23 protein-coding genes are annotated in these 18,188 nt (G+C 63.6%); 14 read left to right on the top strand and 9 right to left on the bottom strand.

The window, feature by feature from the left end; genetic code table 11:
- Window positions 1-32: 32 nt before the first annotated feature.
- Genes P6U27_RS08085 through P6U27_RS08065 form a run of 5 tightly spaced genes read right to left on the bottom strand, consistent with a single transcriptional unit; the run spans window position 33 to window position 6,571 of the window.
- Window positions 33-323, bottom strand: a complete 291-nt coding sequence (locus tag P6U27_RS08085) for a DUF3551 domain-containing protein (protein WP_122406477.1) — start codon at window positions 321-323, stop codon at window positions 33-35.
- 50 nt (window positions 324-373) lie between these two features.
- Window positions 374-3,520 carry an efflux RND transporter permease subunit gene (locus tag P6U27_RS08080; RefSeq protein WP_407193840.1) on the bottom strand — a complete coding sequence of 1,049 codons (3,147 nt, stop codon included), beginning with the start codon at window positions 3,518-3,520 and terminating at the stop codon, window positions 374-376.
- Window positions 3,517-4,593: an efflux RND transporter periplasmic adaptor subunit gene (locus P6U27_RS08075; RefSeq protein WP_129144682.1), complete on the bottom strand. Its 1,077-nt coding sequence runs from the start codon at window positions 4,591-4,593 to the stop codon at window positions 3,517-3,519. The genes P6U27_RS08080 and P6U27_RS08075 overlap by 4 nt, the downstream gene beginning before the upstream one ends.
- A complete protein-coding gene (locus P6U27_RS08070; RefSeq protein ID WP_122401711.1) occupies window positions 4,590-5,705 on the bottom strand; it encodes an efflux RND transporter periplasmic adaptor subunit in 1,116 nt (371 codons plus the stop codon). The genes P6U27_RS08075 and P6U27_RS08070 overlap by 4 nt, the downstream gene beginning before the upstream one ends.
- Complete coding sequence (locus P6U27_RS08065; RefSeq protein ID WP_244607923.1) at window positions 5,702-6,571, bottom strand: sensor histidine kinase; 870 nt, start codon at window positions 6,569-6,571, stop codon at window positions 5,702-5,704. Before P6U27_RS08065 ends, P6U27_RS08070 begins: the two co-directional genes overlap by 4 nt.
- 195 nt (window positions 6,572-6,766) lie before the next feature.
- Here P6U27_RS08065 and P6U27_RS08060 point away from each other — a divergent pair, with 195 nt between their 5' ends.
- Window positions 6,767-7,417, top strand: coding sequence for a TetR/AcrR family transcriptional regulator (locus P6U27_RS08060; protein ID WP_122401709.1), 651 nt, complete (start codon window positions 6,767-6,769; stop codon window positions 7,415-7,417).
- Between the two features lie 49 nt (window positions 7,418-7,466).
- Here P6U27_RS08060 and P6U27_RS08055 read toward each other — a convergent pair whose 3' ends face one another.
- From P6U27_RS08055 to P6U27_RS08045, 3 genes are all read right to left on the bottom strand, one after another.
- A complete protein-coding gene (locus tag P6U27_RS08055; RefSeq protein ID WP_122401708.1) occupies window positions 7,467-8,120 on the bottom strand; it encodes a TetR/AcrR family transcriptional regulator in 654 nt (217 codons plus the stop codon).
- Between the two features lie 4 nt (window positions 8,121-8,124).
- Complete coding sequence (locus P6U27_RS08050) at window positions 8,125-8,562, bottom strand: hypothetical protein (RefSeq protein ID WP_122401707.1); 438 nt, start codon at window positions 8,560-8,562, stop codon at window positions 8,125-8,127.
- Between the two features lie 79 nt (window positions 8,563-8,641).
- Window positions 8,642-8,896: a hypothetical protein gene (locus P6U27_RS08045; RefSeq protein ID WP_122406476.1), complete on the bottom strand. Its 255-nt coding sequence runs from the start codon at window positions 8,894-8,896 to the stop codon at window positions 8,642-8,644.
- A gap of 150 nt (window positions 8,897-9,046) precedes the next feature.
- Here P6U27_RS08045 and P6U27_RS08040 point away from each other — a divergent pair, with 150 nt between their 5' ends.
- The 9 genes from P6U27_RS08040 to P6U27_RS08000 all read left to right on the top strand — a co-directional run bounded on the left by P6U27_RS08040 (window position 9,047) and on the right by P6U27_RS08000 (window position 13,764).
- Entirely contained in the window at window positions 9,047-9,247 is a 201-nt protein-coding gene (locus tag P6U27_RS08040; protein WP_122401706.1) for a hypothetical protein, read from the top strand.
- Window positions 9,244-9,399, top strand: coding sequence for a hypothetical protein (locus tag P6U27_RS08035; RefSeq protein WP_164937056.1), 156 nt, complete (start codon window positions 9,244-9,246; stop codon window positions 9,397-9,399). Before P6U27_RS08040 ends, P6U27_RS08035 begins: the two co-directional genes overlap by 4 nt.
- A 21-nt stretch (window positions 9,400-9,420) precedes the next feature.
- Window positions 9,421-9,639 carry a hypothetical protein gene (locus P6U27_RS08030; protein ID WP_129144685.1) on the top strand — a complete coding sequence of 73 codons (219 nt, stop codon included), beginning with the start codon at window positions 9,421-9,423 and terminating at the stop codon, window positions 9,637-9,639.
- A gap of 40 nt (window positions 9,640-9,679) precedes the next feature.
- A complete protein-coding gene (locus tag P6U27_RS08025; RefSeq protein WP_129144686.1) occupies window positions 9,680-9,994 on the top strand; it encodes a hypothetical protein in 315 nt (104 codons plus the stop codon).
- A 4-nt stretch (window positions 9,995-9,998) separates the two neighbouring features.
- Window positions 9,999-10,598: a PepSY domain-containing protein gene (locus P6U27_RS08020; protein ID WP_122406475.1), complete on the top strand. Its 600-nt coding sequence runs from the start codon at window positions 9,999-10,001 to the stop codon at window positions 10,596-10,598.
- A gap of 39 nt (window positions 10,599-10,637) precedes the next feature.
- Entirely contained in the window at window positions 10,638-11,810 is a 1,173-nt protein-coding gene (locus P6U27_RS08015) for a DUF3734 domain-containing protein (RefSeq protein WP_407193839.1), read from the top strand.
- 29 nt (window positions 11,811-11,839) lie between these two features.
- Entirely contained in the window at window positions 11,840-12,631 is a 792-nt protein-coding gene (locus P6U27_RS08010) for an acetoacetate decarboxylase (RefSeq protein WP_122401702.1), read from the top strand.
- Window positions 12,632-12,698: 67 nt separating this feature from the next.
- Window positions 12,699-13,487, top strand: a complete 789-nt coding sequence (locus P6U27_RS08005) for a 3-hydroxybutyrate dehydrogenase (RefSeq protein ID WP_122401701.1) — start codon at window positions 12,699-12,701, stop codon at window positions 13,485-13,487.
- Between the two features lie 28 nt (window positions 13,488-13,515).
- Complete coding sequence (locus P6U27_RS08000; protein ID WP_129144687.1) at window positions 13,516-13,764, top strand: hypothetical protein; 249 nt, start codon at window positions 13,516-13,518, stop codon at window positions 13,762-13,764.
- Here the strand turns inward: P6U27_RS08000 and P6U27_RS07995 are convergent.
- The gene (locus tag P6U27_RS07995; RefSeq protein WP_209295684.1) at window positions 13,735-14,139 is read right to left on the bottom strand and encodes a hypothetical protein; all 405 of its coding nucleotides are present in this window, start codon (window positions 14,137-14,139) and stop codon (window positions 13,735-13,737) included. The genes P6U27_RS08000 and P6U27_RS07995 overlap by 30 nt on opposite strands.
- A 238-nt stretch (window positions 14,140-14,377) precedes the next feature.
- Between P6U27_RS07995 and P6U27_RS07990 the strand changes: the two genes are divergently transcribed.
- The 4 genes from P6U27_RS07990 to P6U27_RS07975 are packed head-to-tail and all read left to right on the top strand — an operon-like array spanning window position 14,378 to window position 18,175.
- Window positions 14,378-15,322 (top strand): glyoxylate/hydroxypyruvate reductase A, encoded by a 945-nt coding sequence (locus P6U27_RS07990; protein ID WP_129144689.1) that lies wholly within the window; start codon window positions 14,378-14,380, stop codon window positions 15,320-15,322.
- A 47-nt stretch (window positions 15,323-15,369) separates the two neighbouring features.
- Window positions 15,370-15,663 (top strand): cupin domain-containing protein, encoded by a 294-nt coding sequence (locus P6U27_RS07985; RefSeq protein WP_407194422.1) that lies wholly within the window; start codon window positions 15,370-15,372, stop codon window positions 15,661-15,663.
- Window positions 15,660-17,135: an aldehyde dehydrogenase gene (locus P6U27_RS07980; protein WP_122401697.1), complete on the top strand. Its 1,476-nt coding sequence runs from the start codon at window positions 15,660-15,662 to the stop codon at window positions 17,133-17,135. Before P6U27_RS07985 ends, P6U27_RS07980 begins: the two co-directional genes overlap by 4 nt.
- Window positions 17,132-18,175: a tartrate dehydrogenase gene (locus P6U27_RS07975; protein WP_122401696.1), complete on the top strand. Its 1,044-nt coding sequence runs from the start codon at window positions 17,132-17,134 to the stop codon at window positions 18,173-18,175. The genes P6U27_RS07980 and P6U27_RS07975 overlap by 4 nt, the downstream gene beginning before the upstream one ends.
- The last annotated feature ends 13 nt before the right edge of the window (window positions 18,176-18,188 follow it).

Here is an 18,188-nt window from a genome sequence, read left to right as displayed (position 1 = left end):
GACCATTCGTGTCATTCACATGCTTGAAGCCATCAACTTCTGCTGGCTTGCCTGTGCTTGTGTCGACGGCCGGTGCTTTTCGGAGCGTACGCAAAAGACTCGGTCTCGTAGAATGGATCGCGCGTGCAGCTTCCACCGCGTCCGGAAATCGTAGCAAGACACTGCTCCATGGTATCGAAGCTGCAGATCCGCGTCGTCATCAACGCGTAGTCCACGCGACAGTACTCATAGTTGTTTGCGATTGCTGGCTCTGCAGTGCCCCAGAACGTTGCAGCAGCCAGCGCCGCCGCTGCGATGGAACTTGATGCGATAATCTTGGTCATGTCTGCCTTCCATAATTTGTGAAACCGACGCATAGCTAACCGGAGCGCAGCTAATGCTGCGATTCGAGAGCGAGCTCCGGCACGTCGTGCGCCGGCGTCGGTTCAACCGATGCGGACTCCGGAGCGCTGGTCTCTTGCGCAGCGTGTCCATCGCTACAATCAGGATGAATTCTGAACCAGGCGACATACAGCGCCGGCAGGAACAGCAGCGTCAGCAGCGTGCCGACGATGATGCCGCCCATCATGGCATAGGCCATCGGGCCCCAGAAAATCTCGCGCGCGATCGGAATCAGCGCGAGGCTCGCGGCGGCGGCTGTGAGCAGGATGGGCCGCATGCGATGCTCGGTTGCTTCCACCACCGCATCCCAGGCGGGTCTGCCCTCCTTTTTGAGATCCTCGATCTGCACGATCAGGATCACGGAGTTGCGGACCAGGATGCCGATCAGGGCCAGCACGCCGAGAATGGCGACGAAACCCAGCGGCGCGCCGCTTGGCAGCATCGCCATGACGACGCCGATCAGCGCGAGGGGAGCGACCGCGAACACCAGGAACAGGCGCGAGAAGCTCTGCAGCTGCACCATCAGCACAGTGGCCATGACGAACAGCATCAGCGGTACCACCGCGATGATCGGCCCCTGGCTCTTGGCGCTCTCCTCCACCGAGCCACCGATCTTAATCGCGTAGCCCGCGGGCAACTGCTTGGCAAATTCCGCCACCTTCGGCGCGAGCTGGTCGACCACCGTCTTGGGCTGAACGTTGCCGACCACGGCGGCCTTCAGGGTGATCGTCGGGATCCTGGCGCGGCGCCAGATCGTGGGCTGCTCCAGCTCGTAGCGCAGATTGGCGACGGCCCCGAGCGGCACCGATTTGCCGCCGAGCCCGGTCAGTTGCAGGTCACGCAACGTGTCGATCGAGGCGCGCTCCGGCGCGGTCGCACGTCCCGTGACGTTGACGAGATAAATGCTGTCGCGCACCTGTGTGATCGCCGAGCCCTGAAGCACCGAGTTCAGGGTGGTGGCGATGTCTTCCGAGGTCACGCCGAGCTGGCGCGCCTTGTCCTGGAGCACATCGACCTTGACGACGCGCGCCGGCTCCATCCAGTCGAACACCACGTTGCCGAGATCAGGACTGCTGCGGATGACGGCGGCAAGCTTCTGCGAGAGGTCACGGACTTTGGCGATGTCGGGGCCGCTCAGGCGGTATTGCACCGGACGTCCGACGGGAGGGCCGACCTCGAGCAGCTTGACGTAGGTGTGGGTGCCCGGGAACGTCTTCCGCAAGTAATCCTCGAACTGCGACTTGAGCTTGTCGCGTGCGGCGATGCCGCCCTTGGTCACGATCACTTGCTGGCCGAACCAGGTGTTGGCGGTCTGCACGTCGAACGACAGCACGAAGCGCGGCGCGCCGGTGCCGACATAGGTGGACCAGTGCTCGACCGAATCGTTGCCTTGCAGCTGCTCGCGCTCGAAGCGCGCCATCTGAGTGTTGGTCTCGGTGATCGAAGCATTCTGCGGCAGGTTCCAGTCGATCACGAGCTCGGCACGGTCGGAGGAGGGGAAGAACTGCTGCTGCACGAACTGCAAGCCGAACAAGGCGAGCAGGAAGGCGCCGGCGGTCACGGCGACGGTGCTCCAGCGATGATGCATGCAGAACAGCAGGAGGCGCGCGAACATCTGCGCGACGCGGCCCTTCTGCTCGTAATGTCCCTTCATCTTCGCGGGCAGAATGGTGACGCCGAGCAGCGGCGTGAACAAGACGGCGACGATCCACGAGACGATCAACGACACCGCGATCACCACGAACAGCGTGAAGGTGAACTCGCCGGCATTGCTGCTGTTGAGCCCGATCGGGATGAAGCCGGCCACGGTGACCAGCGTTCCCGTCAGCATCGGGAACGCCGTTGAGGTATAGACGTGGGTCGCCGCCTTCTCGAGGGGGTCGCCGATCTCCAGCCGCGCCACCATCATTTCGACCGCGATCATGGCATCGTCGACCAAGAGGCCGAGCGCGATGATCAGGGCTCCCAGCGAAATGCGTTGCAGCGAGATGCCGCAATAGGCCATCACGACGAAGGTGATCGCAAGCACGAGCGGAATGGCAATGGCCACCACGAGGCCCGCCCGCATGCCGAGGCTCAGGAAGCTGATGCCGAGCACTATGATCACGGCCTCGAACAGCGCTTCGGTGAAGCCGGAAACGGCATGTTCGACAACGACGGGCTGGTCGGCAACGAGGTGGACGCCAACGCCGATCGGCAGGTCGGCGATGATTCCGCTCATCTCCTTCTTCAGCGCCTCGCCGAACTGGAGCAGATTGGCACCGGACTTCATGCCGATCGCGAGCGCGATGGCGGGCTGACCGTTGTATCGGAACAGGGTCGACGGCGGATCGGCGTAGCCGCGCGTGATGGTCGCAACATCGGTCAGCGGGAAGAAGCGGTCGTTGATGCGCAGATTGACCGCCTTCAGGCTGGCTTCCGAGGTGAACTGACCGTTGACGCGAACGCTGATCCGCTCCGGCCCTTCCTGGAACACGCCGGAGGGCGCCACCGCGTTCTGGCCCTGGAGCGAGTTCATGATGGCGTGAACGTCGAGGCCGAGGGCCGCGACCTTGCGGGTGGAGAATTCGAGGTAGATGACCTCGTCCCGCGCGCCGAGAATATCGACCTTGCCGACATCGGGCACCGTGAGCACCTTGGCCCTGATATCCTCGACCTGATCGCGGAGCTGCCGCTGGCTGAGGCCGTCGCTGGTGAAGGCATAGACGTTGCCGAAGACGTCGCCGAAGCGATCGTTGAAGCCGGGTCCGATCACGCCTTGCGGGAAATCGCCCTTGATGTCAGCGATCATGTTGCGGACGCGCAGCCAGGTCGGCTTGACGTCGGCCGCCTTGGTTGAATCGCGCAAGTAGACGAAGACGGTGGTCTGGCCCGCGACCGTCACGCTCTTGGTGTAGTCGAGCGATTCGAGCTCCTCGAGCTTCTTCTCGATCCGGTCGGTGACCTGACGCGTCATCTCCTCGGGCGAAGCCCCCGGCCACTGCGCCCCGATCACCATGGTCTTGATGGTGAAGTCAGGGTCCTCCTGTCGCCCCAGCTGAAGATAGGCAAACAGGCCGGCCGCCATGAAGGCGATCATGAAATACCAGACGAGCGAGCGATGGCCGAGCGCCCAGTCGGAGAGGTTGAACGACTTCATGGCTCTTGATCCTGTTCGATGCGGACGTGCTGTCCGGGCTTGAGGCTGTGAATTCCGGCGGTGACGACGCGGGCGCCTGCGGCAAGCCCGCTGGTGACGCGGATGCCCGCCGGTTCGGCGACGCCATCGATCTTTTGCAGCGAGACGGTGCCGGCGGCTTGATCGACCACCCAGACGAAATTGGCGCCGTCCTTGGCGAGCACCGCTGATGCGGGCAGGCGCAAGACCTCGCCCTGGTCCTTGCCGAGCTTTGCCGTGACGGTCGCGCCGAGACGGAAGCCCTCGGGCGGATTGTCGAGCGCAATCCGGATACGTCGCAGCCGCGTCAGTGCGTCCGCTTGCGGCGCGACTTCACGGACCCTGCCCTCGACCTGAACAGCGGGAAGGAGCTGCAGGCTGACGGTGAACGGCAGACCAACTTCGAGCGGCACAGGCAGATCCTCCCCGATATCGACGACCGCCTCGCGAATGTCCGGCCGCGCAACCGTCACCACGGTTTGGCCGGGCGAAACCACCTGGCCCACTTCCGCGCCAACGGCGGTGACGACGCCGCCGAAATCCGCCTTGATCTGGGCATAGCCGAGTTGCTCGATTGCCTTGGTCAGGCTCGCCTGCTCCTGCGCGACGCTCGCTTCGGCACCGGCGCGCGCCTGCTCGGCATTGTCGAGTGTCTGTTTCGTGGTCGCGTCGCTGGTGATCAGCGTCCGTTGCCGCGCCTCCGTCGCCTTGGCCGTCGCAAGCTGCGCCTCGGCCTTCGCAAGCTGGGCTTTGGCCGCGCGAACGGAGAGATCGAGTGCAGTGGGATCGATCGTGCCGATGATTTGGCCTTTGCTGACGATGTCGCCAACGTCGACCGGACGCGAAGTCAGCCGTCCGAGCACGCGAAAGCCAAGGTTGGTCTTGTAGCGCGGCTCGACGACGCCCACGGCAATCGTGCTGTCACCGCTGTTCGGCTTGGCCACCAGTGAGAGCACAGGGCGCACCGGCTCCGGCGCGTTCGCCTCCTGCTGGCACCCTGTCAGCAACGAGGCCGCCGCGAGCGTGCCGGCAATCATCATGACCTGTCGCTTCATGACCGGCCTCCTTCCTCAGCGACCGACTGGCCGACACTCAAAAGCTTGCCGCCTTCGACAACGACGCGCTCGCCGGGCTCGAGGCCTGCCTTGATCAGTACCTGTCCGGCCTCATAGGCGCCGACCGTGACCGGCTTCAGCGAGGCCGTCTGCGTCCTGGGATCGACGGTCCAGACGGCGGCTTTCCTGCCCGCAGCCATCAGTGCGCTCCACGGCAGGGCGATCTCGCTCTGAGGCTTCGCCTTGACCGTTCCGGCGACGGCGCTGCCCAGCGTCATCGCGGCGGGCGGATTTTCGATGGACACCTTGACGCGGATCGTGGAGCTCTTCGCATCGATAACAGGTGAAATCTCTCCCACCTCGCCCGTTGCAGTCACGCCGGGATCGGAGACCAGCGCCAGGGTGACGCGGCGGCTGTCGGTCTGGCCAAGGAAGGCGGATTCATAGACCTCGAAGACGGCATCACGCTCTCCGTCCTGCGCGAGCGAGAACACGGGTTGCGCGGCCGGCACGACCTGGCCGACCTCGAGATTTCGCGCGGTCACGACGCCGTCGGCTTCGGCGCGAAGCACGGTATAGCCGAGCGCATCCTGCGAGGTGCCGAGCTGCGCCCGGGCAGCTTCCAGCACGCCCTCCGCCGTTCGCAGGCCCTCCTGGGCCTGGTCATAAACGGTCCGGGTGGTGAAGCCGCTTGCTATCAGCGCCTTCTGCCGCTCGAACGTAGCCTTCGCCACGCGCAGCTGGGCTTCGGCGGAGGCTACTGCCGCGGTCGCAGCGTCGACATCGGCCTGTTGCTCGGCGGGATCGAGCCGGGCGAGGACTGCGCCCTTGTTGACGTGAGCACCGACGTCCACGGTGCGAGCGATCACACGTCCGCTCACACGGAACGAAAGATCGGCGCGGAAGCGCGCCTGAACCTCGCCAGTCAACGTGATGGCGGCTTGCCGGTCGCGTGGCTGCACGACCGTGGTCCGGACCAGCGTCGCCCGTGTGGTCGTCTGCGCCGCGTGATCGTTGCAGCCGGACAACACCATGCTCGCAAGCACGGCCGCTGTGGCGAAGGCCTTGCCCACATGTGGCGTTCGAACCGGGTCGGAAGGTTGATTTGTCATGGCGCGTCCACACGATGGGAGGGTGACAACAGCCCGCCAAGCGCATCGGCGGATTGGCGGGGGACGACCATTTCGCGTTCTTGCTGGCGCAGGAGTCCCGCGAAGGGACCGGTCTCGGCGGTGGGCCCGCGTTGATTGGCCGCTGCGCTTGCCGTGAGCGCCGCTTCGTTTGAAGCGGTGGCTCTCGTGCGGCGCGGAGCCCTCATCTGGCGCGTTGCGATCGACCAGTTTGCGCCCCGTTCGCGCTCGGTCAGCGGGAACGAGAGGACAATCGAGGTGAAGTCGGCGCCGAAACCCTGCTCGATCCGGCCGCCGAGCGCCCGCGCGATATCCCTGGCAATTCGCAATTCGCGGTCGGAAGTCTCCCTCTCGGGACGCGAGCCGTTGTCCAGGATCACGCAGTTCGCCAGCGCGCCCGTGCGCGTCAGCTTGATCCTGATTTGCCCGGACCGCGCGTCGAAATATGCGTGCCTTGCCGCGTGCATCACGAGTTCATGGACGATCAGCCCAAGGTGCCAGCAGCGCTCCGGCTGAAGCGCGAGAGACTGCGTCGCGAATGCCAGTTGGATGTTCATCCGGTCCAGAAGCGCCCGGCGCATGCCACAGCCCAGTTTGCGAATGTAGGTCCCGGCGTGGATCAGCGTGTCGCCCGTGGGCATGGACAGCGCTCGGTGCACGTCGGCATAGCCATGCAGCAGCTCGACGACATCGCTGAGGGCGCCCTTGGCTTCTGTCCCCTCGACGCGGATGGCCGCGGCAGAGACCAGGTCGATGGCGAAGGCGACGCCATTGGTGACCCTGTGATGCAGCTCGCGCAGCAACGTGCCTTCCTGCAAGCCGGGTGGTTCTCGGTTCAACGGAGTCACGACATTCTCCTCATTTGGCTCGAACGATCGGGGCCGGACACCCCACCTTTGCGGTCCAGATTCGTCCGGAGCTCTCGCCAGGCCCCGCCAGGCACTTAATAAACTATACCGTATATTTTCTTTTTCTTGCCTTTCTTGGCGGACCGTGTCAAGCGGGAAAGCGAAACGCACAGACTCGTGAACTCGGAGGCAAGAATGAAGAAGACGAAGCGAGGTAGACCGCCCAAGGATCTGGCCGGCGACGCGCAGGCGCGCATTCTCGATGCAGCCCAGCAGCTGTTTCTGGAGAAGGGCTTTCGCAGCGCCAGCATCGACGACATTTCCGAGCTCGCGCCGGCGAGCAAGCCGACGATCTATGCCCACTTCCCTGGCAAGGAAGCGCTGTTCGCGGCGGTGGTGGCCCGCACCATCGACGGCTTGACTGACTTCGAGGGTTTCTCGCCTGAAGGCCGCACCATCGAGGACAAGTTGATGAGCCTCGGCACAGCCATCGTCGACAGGGTTATCGAGGAGTCACTGGGCATGGTGCGCGCGACGATCGCGGAATCGCAGCGGTTCCCCGAACTGAGCCGCAACGTCCACGACGCTGCGCGCGATCGCTCCGTGAACGCGGTGTCGCAGCTGCTGGACGAAGCCACGCAAAAGCTTGCCCGCACTGCAAGGGGGCCGTTCAGCGCCAAACGAAGCCGCGCCACTGCCCAGATCTTCCTCGACCTGATCCTGCTGCCGATGCTGTTCCGGTCGCTCGTCGGCGAAACACCGAAGGACCTGAAGAAGGAGCTTCCCGGCTTCGTGCGCGAGCGCGTGGGCTTTTTCCTGGCGGCGTGCGAGACGGACTGGTCATAGGCGCATCGCGGCCTGCCCCCCCTGGGCGATTGGGCTGGAGGCGTCAGCGTCAGCCGGCGGCCTTCAAATGCACCTGCGATGTCATCTCGACCGGCTGCCGCGATGGCATGCGGCTCAGGGCGCCCATACAAAATTTCGACATCTCCTCGAAGCTCGGCCGCAGCGTCGCAGCGCCCATTCGCGAGGGATTGAGATGGATGTCCATGGCATCAAGCAGGCAGCAGGTCAGCGCCATCGGGCTGCCGCCCTGCACTTCACCACGTGCTTGCCCGGCACCGATCATCGGCCGCACCAGTCCTCTGATCCTATCGCTGTAAACGAGAACGACGGGCCAGTTCTGACGAACGGCCAGGGCCACCAGATCCTGGAGCCTTCGGTGCTTCGCCGGCCGGGATTCATTGCAATCGGCCATCGCCTTGAGGACTGCGGCGATGCGCCCCAGCGCCGGCCCACCGCCGCGCGCCGCATCGGCTGCCGCGCCGACCATTTCGTCGAGGAGGCGTTCAACGACGGCTTCCTCGATCGCGCGCTTTGACGGAAAGAAGCGATAGATATTGGCTGAGGACATCGACAGGCGCCGCGCAACATCCGCCACAGTGGTCTTGTTGTGACCGATCTCGCAATAAAGCTCGACCGCGGCCTGGACGATTCTGTCCCGGACATCTGCGTGCCTTCCAAGGTGAGGAGCATGTTCTCGCTTCATGTTCTCACCGCGCCGGAAGGTTAAGCAACTCGCTGCGGCAGGCTTCGCCGAAATCGCGCAAGGGATCCATCTCCTCGATGAAGTCCGGGAGGTCGACGAACGACCGGTTTGGCGACAGATAAGTCTCGATGATCAGCCGACCGGTCCGCTCGGCGGCGTGAACGACGTCGTCACTGGATAGGATCCGCATGCGACCGACAAGCGTATGGAGACCGACGAGTTGCGGGATTTCCACCCTGTCGCTGACGAGCGCGTCGGCATACAGCCGCGAAGCCTCCTCGATAAAGCTCTTGTACAATCGTTCGCGCTTTTCGAACGAGCGGGCGTGATGACGCTCTCGAAGTTTTCGGCGGCGGCTGAACCATCCACTCATGATAGTCGAGACCGCTCCGAACGCGGAGCCGCCGAAGGCGGCAAGGGCCGGGATATACATCGTGGTCATCGATCTTTCCTTTCGCCGGTCACGGTGCGGAGGCATCAGGACGGAACTGCGCAGGTGGCGCCCGCCGCGACGTCGCGCCTTATCGGCTCCGCACGGATCCGGTGCTGGCCTGCTCGAACACCGCCTTGCACGCTTTGCTCAGGTCCGATTTGCGCTGTCGCAAACAGGCTTCGACTCCCGACGGATCGGGAATGTAGGCACTGCACAGACGAAAGGCGTCGGGCGTACACGCAGCCCTCTGCTCTGCTGTGCCCTGGTTTTCCTGCGCGGATGCAGCTGTGCTGCCAAACGCCACCACGACCGCTGCGAACAGCGCCGCCATCAATCTCGTCATGTCCGTTCCTTTCTCTGCGTGAAACTCTGGTTTGCTGGCGGACGCTGACCGCCCGATCCGCACACGCGCTTGTGAGGCCTTCGTCTTGACTTCGGTCACGGCGCATGATTTATATGAACTATACGGTGTATTTTATTAAGGAGGCGCGGAATGTCAAGCCTGCTGTTCGCCTTGATGCGCGAAAACCCGATATCCGGGCTCGCTGTCGCAACGCTGAATGTCGTCGTCGCCCTGTGCCTCGTGGCCTTGAGCCTGCTGCTGGGGATCACGATCGCGATGATGGCCTGGGCTCATGCGCTCAGCGAACGCCGGCCCAGCCCAGTCCGGCTGGAGCGGAGGACGATCGCATGACGCCCGCCCTGCTGATCGCCCGTAACTGCATCATCTACTGGGTCAACGTCTGGATCGCGCGGGTCGAATGCGTGTTCGACATGATCGAGTCCGAGCTCGCCCGCAGAGGCTTTGCGCTTGAGGAATTCGACCGCCTGTCGCAGGCGGCGTGAGGCGACGACGAGTATCCTGACATGCTGAACTTCGTCGAAGTCTTTGACGTAATGGAAGTGAATCCGTCCAGCGGAGAGACCCTGTGGACCGGCGTCACCGGAACACGGACGGCGCTCGAGCGCGACGGATTTATGATCCATCCGAAAGCTGGCGCCTATTGTCCGGCGGAGTGGCTCGACGAGCGCGGCTATCTCGACGCCGAGCTCGCCCGCCGGCACCCGCGCCCCTGGAGTATCTGATGATGAGACGGATTCATTTCGTTGCCGGGAGCGAGGCGCCATGAGCCGACGATCCGCAATGTTCATGCGCGCGAGGCAGCCGATCGATAGCGCCCTTCCGTTGCGCGGCTACTTCCTGTCGGTGGGTGGAATGCTGGTCTGCTTGCTTTGGCTGGCGAACTGGTCGCTGCCGGCGCAATTGTCGGGTCGCTTTTCCGAGCCGGATCCTGCGCGGCCTCCGATCCGCATCCACTCCGACGTCAAGCCACCGGAGCGCGTGGTAATCGATACCAATCAGTCGCTGCCCGCGCCCTCCGACAAGGAGATCGTCGTCGCCCACTCACCCGTTGCAGGCGACCAGCCAGACCGAGACTGATCCGATGTCCAGACAGCATTTGTTCGCCCTGATCATGTGGTCCGCCACGCTCGCCGCCACCGGCGCCGTGGCGGACGTCCAAAATTCCACCGAGACGGACAGCCGCAGCGCGAGCGCGCAAAGCGAGACCGAGGACGTCGCTATCCGCCGCGTGCTCTCTGAATTCCGCACCATACGCGTCCCGCTCAGCCGTGCCATGGCAATCGCGGAGCACCTGCATGACGGCTCGAAGACCGCCGACATCAGCTTCGAGGTCGACAACGCACCTCTCTACCGCGTCCGTACCATCCGAAACGAACACGTGTGGGAAAACGCCATCGATGCCAACACCGGAAACGTCACCGGCAAGGAGCTGACGTCGTCGCTGAAGGAGCTCGATCGGGAAGACCTCGCCAAGATGCTTGCCCTGAAGTGGATCAAGCAGGAATTGTCGGACGCGGTGCAGGTCGCCGAGAGGGCTGCGGCCGGCAGCGCGCTGGCCGGCGGACTGATCCGACAGGACGGCAAGCTCAATTTCGTGATCGTCGTCGCCGCCGGCGATCATCTGAAGGAAGTGCTGCTCGAGCCGCCCAACGTCGGAAAGCAAGGCACGAGCCGCGATTAACACGAACATGTTCATCAGCAATCAAAGAGCACACTCGCCATGAACTTCCAGCCTCGATCACAACTCTCATCCGCACAACGGCAGCTTCCCTTCGACTGCATCGCGCTGCTGTTGCAAGGGGGCGGTGCGCTCGGCGCCTACCAGGCGGGCGTGTACGAAGCTTTGGCCGAAGCCAGCATTCATCCCGACTGGGTCGCCGGCATTTCGATCGGAGCCATCAATGCCGCCATTATCGCCGGCAATCCGCCCGAGTCTCGTGTCGACCGCCTGCGCGATTTCTGGACCCAGGTGACCTCGACCGCGCCCTGGGATTGGTCCGGCAATCCTTTCCTGGACTGGACGCGGAGCGACAATACGCGCAACCTCATCAACCAGATGAGCGCCGGTCTGGCGGCCACCTGTGGCGCCACAGGATTTTTCTCCGCCCGCCCCGTCCTGCCCTGGCTGCAGCCTGGCGGAGCCAGCGATGCGACCAGCATCTATGACACACGCGCGCTCAAGATCACGCTAGAGCGCCTGGTCGACTTCGATCGTATCAATGCCGGGTTGACGCGCTTCAGCGCCGGCGCGGTCAACGTCCGAACCGGAAATTTCGTCTATTTCGACAACACGACCCATACGATCCGGCCGGAGCACATCATGCCCAGCGGCGCGCTGCCGCCGGGCTTTCCCGCGGTGGAGATTGAGGGCGAGCACTATTGGGACGGCGGTCTCGTCTCCAATACGCCGCTGCAATGGGTGATCGAATCGGATGCCCCGCAGGACATGCTTGCATTTCAGGTCGACCTCTGGAGTGCGCGCGGTCAACTTCCCCGCAACATGGCTGAGGTCGTCACGCGGCATAAGGAAATCCAGTATTCGAGCCGCACGCGCGCCAGCACGGACCAGTTCAAGCATGTGCAGCGCCTGCGGCGCGCACTCACCGATCTGCTCAGCCGGCTGCCCGACGATCTCAGCCAGCACGAGGACGTGAAGCTACTCAGCACGGCGGTCTCCCGCAACGTCTACAACATCGTCCATCTGATCTATCGTGCGCGCAATCACGAGGGCCACTCCAAGGACTACGAGTTCTCGCGGCTATCCATGCAAGACCATTGGCAGGCCGGCTACCACGATGCATTGCGCACCCTACGCCATCCCGAGGTGCTTACCCGGCCTTCGAGCCCCGACGGGGTCTTCACTTTCGATCTCGAACACGACGGCCGCGAGTAGCGGTCACCCTGACGACAAGGAGAACGCTTATGCGTGAGGCTGACGTGAAACGACGAGCCTTTGCCATGCCGCTGACGAGCCCGGCCTATCCTCCCGGGCCCTATCGGTTCGTCGATCGCGAATACCTGATCATCACCTATCGTACCGATCCAGCCAAGCTGCGGGCCGTGGTGCCGGAGCCGTTGGAGGTCGACGAACGAGAGGCTCTCGTCAAATACGAGTTCATCCGCATGCCCGATTCCAATGGCTTTGGCGACTACACGGAAAGCGGTCAGGTCATTCCCGTCTCCTTTCGCGGACGCAAGGGAGGCTACACACACTGCATGTTCCTCAATGACGAGGGACCTATTGCGGGCGGCCGCGAGCTATGGGGCTTTCCGAAGAAGCTTGCACAGCCGACCTTGAGAACCGAGATCGATACGCTGATCGGCACACTGGATTACGGCCCGCTGCGCGTCGCGACGGGGACGATGGGCTACAAGCACCGCGAGGCCGATCTGACCAAGATCAAGGCTGCGCTTAACGAGCCGAACTTCCTGCTCAAGATTATCCCGCACGTGGACGGCAACCCACGGATCTGCGAACTCGTTCAATATCGTCTCGAGGACATCGTGCTGAAAGGTGCATGGACCGGACCGGCAGCCCTGGCCCTGACGCCGCACGCCTTGGCGCCGGTTGCCGAACTGCCGGTACTCGAAATCATCTCCGCCGTCCACATCCTCGCCGACCTCACGCTCGGCCTCGGGACGGTGGTGCACGACTATCTACAACAGCCGACGCGCGGCTCGATTCGAGCCGGCGAGCGAGCTCTGGTCTTTTGACTTCAAATCCGCATCGCGATCAGCGGCGCGGCGACAATTGTTCGCATTTATAAGGAAAGTGTACGAGATGGGAATTCTGAACGGTAAGACGGCAGTTGTCACCGGCTCGACCAGCGGCATTGGTCTCGCGTGCGCGCGAGCCTTCGCCGGCGCCGGTGCCAACGTGGTGATCAATGGCATGGGCGTCCCAGCCGATATCGAGACGGCGCGCGCTGCGATCAAGCGCGACTTCGCAGTCGAGGCGATCTATTCGCCTGCGGATATGACGAAGCCGAGCGAGATCGCCGCGCTCATCGCGCTCGGAGAGGCGAGCTTCGGCAGCGTCGACATTCTCGTGAACAACGCCGGCATCCAGCACGTTTCGCCGATCGAGGACTTTACCGCCGAGAAATGGGATGCGGTCATCGCCATCAATCTGTCTGCCGCCTTCCATGCCATCCGCGCGGTGGTGCCAGGCATGAAGAAGCGCGGTTGGGGTCGCATCATCAACACGGCATCGGCCCATTCGATGGTCGCCTCCCCATTCAAATCCGCCTATGTCGCAGCGAAGCACGGCATCGCGGGCCTCACCAAGACGGTGGCGCTGGAGCTCGCCCGCTCGAAAATTACGTGCAACTGCATCAGCCCCGGTTACGTCTGGACGCCGCTCGTCGAGAAGCAAATTCCGAACACGATGGCAGCCCGTCGCATGCGGAGGGATGAGGTCATCAACGATGTCCTGCTCGCCGCCCAGCCGACCAAGGAGTTCGTCACGGTCGAGCAGGTTGCCTCCCTCGCGCTGTTCCTGTGCAGCGACGACGCCGCTCAGATGACGGGCGCCAACCTCTCGATGGATGGGGGCTGGACTGCTGCGTAGCCGGTTTCAATTCCCGGAGCCTTCGATCATGTCTTCTCGCAAAGAAGCCACTCAAATTAAAACAAACCGCCCTTTCCAGCTCGATCTCGCCGAAGATGACCACCTAGCCAACGCCCTGCGCATGAGCGAGGAGGTCTTCAATGATGATGTGCTGCCACGCGATGCCGAGCTGATGGCTCCGAGCGACTTCTATGCGGCGATTGCTTCCAGACCGTCGCGCACATGGCCAACGACCCGGGATGAAAGGTTAAGACTGTTCTTCCATCTCGCGGCCTGATGGACGTGACAGAAAACGACCCGGCGGTTGACCCAATTCAACACGAACGATGCCGGGCGCCTCCGCTCTTGCGAAACGAATGGAAAACCTTCTTCTGCTCGGCGGCGTTGGGCCTGCGACGCTCTGTACCTTGGTCCAGTCACCGTAAAACGTGTCGCCAAGTGGTGTCCGATCGCTGGCCGCTCGAAGCTTCGGAAATAAGAGCTTGTGTCCCAGCTTTTTGAGGGCGTGATATTGAAGAAACCCAAGCCGGACAACGTCACCTATGAGCGGCACTCGGCGCATCGATTGAGGATTCTTTAGCGTTCGGTGCTCGTTCGGCCGAATGAAGATGTAAGGAATTCCATCCTCTTCGAGAACGTCATCGACATCCACGCCGCACAACTCCTCCCGGCGCCCGAAAGTATATCTCGCGAGGCACGGTACGACGTGCAATGCGAGTTCGGCCAGGCCCAGCATATACCGGGCTCCGCCGCAGATTGCGTTCCGGAACAGCCGCCCAACAAAACATTGCACCAAATCGCAACCACATTCGGCACCGGGCGAAATTGCGGTTCCGATAGCTTGGTTCAATCCGGCAAGCTCGCCATTCCCAGCGCGTCCGAATTCGACAATGACCTTTCTCTTCAATTCCGACGCACAGCGCGGGGCTGTTTTTCGTGAGGCCTTCACGCGCGACCTCCCACACCTGCCCTTCGCCATCGGTCCGGCCACGGTCTCTCCAGTCGACATACGCTACATCATCACCTGGTCCGTCCCGGAGGCGCTGGAACAATACCGTAACCTCGAGATCCTGTTTTCGGTCGGCGCCGGCGTCGATCAACTTCGGCTGACAGCGATCCCGCCGCAGGTGAAGGTGATACGAATGGTGGAAGACGGCATCACCCGGATGATGCAGGAATATGTCACTCTCGCCGTGCTGGCGCTTCACCGCAACTTTCCCGCCTACCTCGATTTGCAGCGACGCCGCGAATGGCGGGCTCTGCCGCAGAAGCAGGCCGCCGACCGGCGGATCGGGGTCCTTGGACTTGGCGTGCTCGGCCGCGCCGTGCTGGAAAGCCTGAGGCCCTTCGGCTTCCGCCTGAGCGGCTGGAGCCGGTCGGGCAAGACGATCGATGGCGTTGCAACATATAGCGGCGATGCAGGTCTCGGCCAGATGCTCGGCGAAACGGACATCCTCGTGTGCCTGCTGCCCCTCACCGAAGCCACGCGCGGAATCCTGAACCGCGAACTCCTTGCGCAATTGCCTCAAGGCGCGAGCCTCGTCCATGCAGGGCGCGGCGCGCAGCTCGATTCCGATGCGCTCCTCACTGCTCTCGATGCGGGTCAGCTCTCCGGCGCGGTCATCGACGTGACCGAACCGGAGCCTCTGCCCGGCGATCATGCCTTGTGGGCCCACCCGAAGGTGCTGCTGACCCCGCATGTTGCCGGCGTGACCCAGGCGGATACCGCCGCTCGCGCGGTCATCGACAACATCAAGCGGTATGAAGCGGGCCTCGACCTCGTCGGGCTCGTCGATCGACCCGTGGTTACTGAGAGGAGCCCAACTTGCTGCTGAAACGGATCGACCCCAATCCGACTTTCGCCCCGAAAGAATCCGGCCCGATGCCGGAGCGGCTCGTTGCCGGCGCGCCCCACTTCAAGACCTGGGCGCAGGACGAGTCCAAGGGCGAACTCGTGCACACAGGCGTCTGGGAAGCAACGCCCGGCGAGACGCGCTCGATCAAGGGAGAGACCTTCGAGTTCTGTCACATCCTCGCCGGCACGATCGAAATCACGCCGGAGGGCGGCGCCCCGATCACGTTCAGAGCCGGCGACAGCTTCGTCATGAAGCCCGGATTCACGGGCCTGTGGAAGACGATCGAGACCGTTCGCAAGATCTACGTCACGGTGTCATGAGCCAGAGCTTCGATCCCGATCAGATTCAGCTGCCGATCGGCCATTTCATCGGCGATCGGCTGCTGGAGTCGCCCGGTCTGCTTCCGCTGCACCGGCCGTCCGACGGCGCGCACTACGCCGCATGTCCGGTCGCCTCCGCCGAGACCGTGGACGAGGCCGCTCAAACCGCCAGAAAGGCGTTGAAGACGAGCAATTGGGGCGGCGCGCGTCCACGCGAGCGAGCCAACGTCCTGAAGCGCTGGGCCGATCTCATCGAGAGTGAAGCCGAGACGCTCGCCAGGGTCGAGGCGATTTCATCCACCCGCCCGGTCGGTCAGCTCGTCGCGGGAGACATCGCGGTCACCGCCGAGCAGATCCGCTTCTTCGCCGAATTCGCCGACAAGGAGGGCGGCGACCTCGTGCCCACCGATGACGCGCACCTCGGCATGATCATGACCGAGCCTTACGGGGTCGTCGGCGCCATTACACCCTGGAATTTTCCGGTGAACATGGCGGGATGGAAGCTCGGACCGCCCCTCGCCGCGGGCAACGCGGTCGTGCTGAAGCCGTCCGAAATGACCCCGTTCTCCTCCATCCTCCTCGCCCAATCGGCGGTGAAGGCGGGCCTGCCTGCCGGGCTCATCAACATCGTACTCGGCGATGGACCGACGACCGGCGCTGCCATCACCGGACATCCCGACATTGCGAAAGTGAGCTTCACCGGATCGACCGGCGCGGGCGCTGCCATCATGGCGAACATCGCCCGCACCGGCATCAAACCCATGACGCTCGAGCTCGGCGGCAAGAGCCCGCAGATCGTCTTGCCCGATGCCGATCTGGATCAAGCCGCCGCCGCGATTGCCGGCGGCATCCTCGCAAATGCCGGCCAGGCCTGTGTCGCCGGATCGCGGCTGATCGCTCACGCCTCGGTGGCCGAGCAGCTGGTCGACGCCATCATCGTCCGCATGCAGGCCGTCCAGGCCGGTCCGACCTGGGATACTGCGACGACCTACTCCCCGATCATCTCCGAAAAGCAACGATCGCGGATCCACAGGATCGTGCAGGCAGCCCGCGCTGAGGGCGCCGAGTGTCTGACCGGCGGCGAGCCGATCGAGGCCAAGGGCTATTTCTATGCGCCCACTCTTCTTGCAAAGGTGGATCGATCTTCTGTCGCCATCACCGAGGAGATCTTCGGGCCGGTGCTGACGCTTCAGACATTCACCACTGAAGACGAAGCCATGGCGCTTGCCGATCACCCGACCTACGGTCTTGCCGCCGGCCTCTTCACTCGCGATGTCTCGCGCGCCATGCGGATGACGCGCGCTCTTCCTGCCGGCACCGTCTGGGTCAACCGCTACGGCCGCTCGCGCGATCACATCCTGCCGACGGGAGGCTACAAGCACTCCGGCATCGGCAAGGATCTCGGCCGCGAAGCCTATCACGCCAACCGCCGCTCGAAGAGCGTGCTCATCCACATCGGAGGGCTCTCATGAAGACTTACGCAATCGCACTCATCCCCGGCGACGGCATCGGCCGCGACGTGACCGACGCCGCATGGACCGTGCTGGAAGCAACTGCCAAGCAGTCCGGCTTTGCGCTCAGCGGCACGACATTTCCGTGGTCCTGCGCGCACTACAAGGAGACCGGCGCGATGATGCCTGCCGACGGCATCAAGATGCTCGAAAGGTTCGACGCGATTCTGCTCGGCGCCGTCGGCTGGCCGGCCGAAGTGCCCGACGCCGTGTCGCTGCATGGCCTGCTGCTGCCGATCCGCAAGGGGTTCACGCAGTATGCGAATGTCAGGCCGCATCGGCTGCTTCCCGGCGTCAACGGTCCGCTGAAGACGACCGCATTCGACATCCTCTGCATCCGCGAGAACACCGAAGGCGAATATTCAGGCGCCGGCGGCCGCGTGCATCAGGGCACCTCCGCCGAAATCGCGGTCGAGACCTCCGTGTTCACGCGCGCCGGCGTCGAACGGATCCTGCGGTTCGCCTTCGAGCAGGCGTGCAAGCGGCGCAAGAAGCTTGCCTCGGTCACCAAGTCGAATGCGCAGAAATACTCGATGGTGTTCTGGGACGAGGTGACGCGACTCGTGGCCGCCGACTATCCCGATGTCGAATGCACGAGCTATCACGTCGATGCGCTCGCCGCCCGCATGGTGATGGCGCCGGAGAGCCTCGACGTCGTCGTCGCCTCCAACCTGTTCGGCGACATCCTGACCGATCTCGGCGCCGCCATCCAGGGCGGGCTCGGCTTTGCCGCCTCCGCCAACATCAATCCCGAGCGCAAGGCTCCGTCGATGTTCGAGCCCGTCCACGGCTCGGCACCCGATATCGCCCATCTCGGCACCGCCAATCCGATCGCGGCCATCTGGTCCGGCGCCATGATGCTCGAGCATCTCGGCGAGACCAAAGCAGCGGCACGCGTCATGGCGGCTCTCGAGGCCACCACGTCCCACGGCATCGGTACGGTTCCTGGCAAGGAGCGCACCGAGGCGATCACCGCAGCCGTACTTTCCCGTCTCTCCTGATCGACAAGGAGCA

This window comes from Bradyrhizobium sp. STM 3566, assembly GCF_045571445.1.
GTDB lineage: Bacteria > Pseudomonadota > Alphaproteobacteria > Rhizobiales > Xanthobacteraceae > Bradyrhizobium > Bradyrhizobium vignae.
The sequence above is the reverse complement of the archived record's forward strand: the minus strand, read 5'-3'. Positions and strand labels throughout refer to the sequence as shown.